Annotated in this window: 2 protein-coding genes; both read right to left on the bottom strand. The window is 45.1% G+C overall.

The window, feature by feature from the left end; translation table 11 throughout:
- Window positions 1–19: 19 nt before the first annotated feature.
- Window positions 20–337, bottom strand: coding sequence for a hypothetical protein (locus F6J94_RS32220; RefSeq protein ID WP_293047679.1), 318 nt, complete (start codon window positions 335–337; stop codon window positions 20–22).
- A gap of 174 nt (window positions 338–511) precedes the next feature.
- On the bottom strand, window positions 512–3,094 hold the full coding sequence (locus F6J94_RS32215) for an Ig-like domain-containing protein (RefSeq protein WP_293047677.1): 2,583 nt from the start codon (window positions 3,092–3,094) through the stop codon (window positions 512–514).
- Window positions 3,095–3,188: the final 94 nt, after the last annotated feature.

The raw sequence follows: 3,188 nt of genomic DNA, 5'->3' as shown, positions 1-3,188 counted from the left end.
TGTCCAAATATGTATGAAGTTAAACGTTATTTTGACCAACTAGTGCCAAATTGTATCCGGACTTTCCTGGTTCCAGTCCTGGGTGGTTTGGGTTAAGTCCCAGGTCAGTTCGTGATGAACCTAACAAAACGATTTTGGGTTCATTACGAATAACATCTATAGCCTTGAATAGTCTAACATGGTTAAATTGTTCAGGTTTTAACTGATTTAGACCGGGTAACTCTGGGCTATTTATAACTCCGTAAGGGTCAACAGCAGCGTTCAATAAGCCAAACCCAAATAAACTGGGAAAGGTAACTGCTGCCAAGGTTAGGTTAAATCGACGATAGGAGTTCATATAGATAGGATTGCAATTGCTATAGTGCTATTTGCTTTTTAATTTTAACAGTGAAAATCTGGGATGAAACAAAAAAAACCTCAGCTGATCCTGAGGCTTGTAAGCTATATCTGCTTGAGTAATTGTAGGAGTAATTGTAGGGTGCGTTACTAACGCACTCTACTTAGGCAATACTTAGACAACAGTTAAGTTAACCTGTGCTACCACATCGTTGTAGTCTTGGTCACCACCACCAAACAGATCCTCGAAACCAAAGGTGTTATCCCCTAGCAGGCGAAGGTGGTCAACTCCATCTGGGTTAGCCCCCACGAAAGCAAAGAAGGCATTCAGGTCGGAATCCTCTTGATCTGCATTAGAAGGATTATCAGCTAGGAACTCCGCTACTGTACCATCGGAAATCAGGAATGGAGCCAGTATTACCCCACCGGATACTCCAGCACTTAAGTCTACCCGATTGGATAGTGCAGCTTGTGCATAACCAGCATTACCAACACTAATACCGTTAACTGTGCCACTTTCATCATCAATCCGATACCAGCCAACGGTATTATTGAATTCAGCTTCACTGTTGACCACAAGACTACCAGTAACTGTACCAGTCACGTCCCTCAAATCCAGCAGTTCCCGTTGCCCTTGAATCTGGGTAGTGCCTACTCCCACTGGCGGAGTCGAACCTGAACCGTCTGAGACAACTACAGTGGCATCATTGTAGTCGAAGTCATTGCCATCTTCAAAGCCCAAGGTTAACGAACCATTGCCATTGTCAGTGACCTGTACATGGTTCTGACCATCGCTATTAAATGAAGCACCACTAAAGAATACGTTGGAGGTAGGATCCTGTCCCCCTAGCACCCCATCTTTAGAGCCACCTTGGATTACGTAGAATACCAGGTTATCGTTGACGTCAAAATTGTCGATGATGCGGGTGGGTTGAGCACTACCTAAACCGTCAGGGAGAACAGAGAAAATTGTCTTAGCCTGAGATAGAGCAGCTTGTACATAACCACTCTGACCAGGGGCAATGCCATTGATTGTACCTTCGGCACTATCAACAGCAAATACTCCAATTTCACTAACCTCACCAGCCTCGCGACCTGTAAGAGTGAATTGGAGTTGGGATGTTCCAGCCGTGTCGCCGGTAATCGTGAAAGTATTATTGGCATTCTGAGTCAGAGTCGAGGATACCGGACCGACAGGAGTAGTGGTAGTATCTTCAATGGTGATGTCAATAGTGGCTGTGCTACTACCGCCATTGCCATCGCTTACCTCGACAGTTAAGCTATCAGTCCCAGTGAAGTCGGCATTGGGCGTATAGATAATAAAGTCATCTGTGCCATTATCCGGAGTGCCATTATCATTGACTGCTGCCGTACCGTTGGTTGGATCCGTGACAATGGTAAAGGTTAGCGGATCTCCATCAGGATCAGAGTAATTAGCTAGAACATCAATGGTAACTTCAGTGTTTGGCTCAGTGGTAGCAGTATTGTTACCGCCTGTCACTACTGGAGCTTGATTAGCAGCAGTGACATTAACGTTAACGGTAGCTGTGACTGGATCATTGATGCCATCATCTATCTGGTAGGTGAAGCTATCAGGGCCAGTGAAGTCCGCATTTGGCGTATAGGTAATGGTACCATCTTGATTGACTTCTGCCGTACCATTAGCACTCTGCTGGTCAAGGGTTACAGTCAGAGCATCCCCTTCAGGATCAGAGTCATTAGCTAGGACATTGATATCAACTGCAGTGTTTGGCGCAGTGGTAGCAGTGTCGTCTGCTGCTACTGGAGCTTCATTAGCAGCAGTAACATCAACGTTAACGGTAGCTGTGACTGGATCATTGGTGCCATCATCTATCTGATAGGTGAAGCTATCAGTGCCAGTGAAGTCCGCATTTGGCGTATAGGTAATGGTACCATCTTGATTGACTTCTGCCGTACCATTAGCGCCCTGCTGGTCAATGACCACAGTCAAGGCATCATCTTCAGCATCAGTGTCATTAGCTAGGACATTGATATCAACTGCAGTGTTTAACTCAGTGCTTGCAGTATCGTCTGTGGCTACTGGAGGTTGATTAACAGCAGTGACATCAACGTTAACGGTAGCTGTGACTTCATTGACACCATCACTGACCTGGTAGGTGAAGGTATCAGTCCCAGTGAAACCATCATTAGGAGTGTAGGTAATGGTGTTATCTTGATTGACTACTGCTGTGCCATTAAATTGCTGCGCTTCAATGGTTACAGTCAGGGCATCACCCTCAGTATCAGTGTCATTAGCTAAGACATTAATGGTAACTTCGGGATTGCCATCATTACTAACAGTGTCATCTACTGCAACAGGAGCTTCATTAATCAGGTTGAAGTCAATATAGTCAAGTCGAACACGTTCATTACCGTCACTGTCCCCACTAATGGTGATTTGAGTCCCCTCGGAAATAAATATGCTATTGCTAACGGTCAGCTCCTTGAACGAATCAGCATCAGCAAAAATACCAGCACCAGAATTGGGATCATCGAGAGTGAATGGAAATGTCTGATCACCAATGGTGACACCGACTGTGCTATTCCCGTCTGTCTCATCAGCAACCCTCAGGACAACCTCGTAAGTGCCACTGGGCAGATCAAAGGTTGTAGTAGCAGTGCCAGTGCTATTACCGTTAGGGAAATCGATCACATTATTATTTGAAGCATCGTTATTATTACTAACTTGAAAAGTATTTAGAGTAAAGCGGGGGTCTTCAAATTCAAATCTCGCCATAATATTTCGTCTTAAAAAACTCCTCGGTTGCTAAGGCTGTGGGCACTTAACGTTAACAATGATGGTAAGCATATCCGCTACGCGCAGGCTACGG

The organism is Moorena sp. SIO1F2 (assembly GCF_010672755.1).
In the GTDB taxonomy this organism is placed as follows: domain Bacteria; phylum Cyanobacteriota; class Cyanobacteriia; order Cyanobacteriales; family Coleofasciculaceae; genus Moorena.
Note: the sequence above shows the minus strand (reverse complement) of the source record. Positions and strands in the feature narration are given on the sequence as shown.

Bases quoted from the DNA above. Each gene is read 5' to 3' on its own strand.
- F6J94_RS32220 (WP_293047679.1), bottom strand. From the start codon at position 337: ATGAACTCCTATCGTCGATTTAACCTAACCTTGGCAGCAGTTACCTTT.
- F6J94_RS32215 (WP_293047677.1), bottom strand. From the start codon at position 3,094: ATGGCGAGATTTGAATTTGAAGACCCCCGCTTTACTCTAAATACTTTT.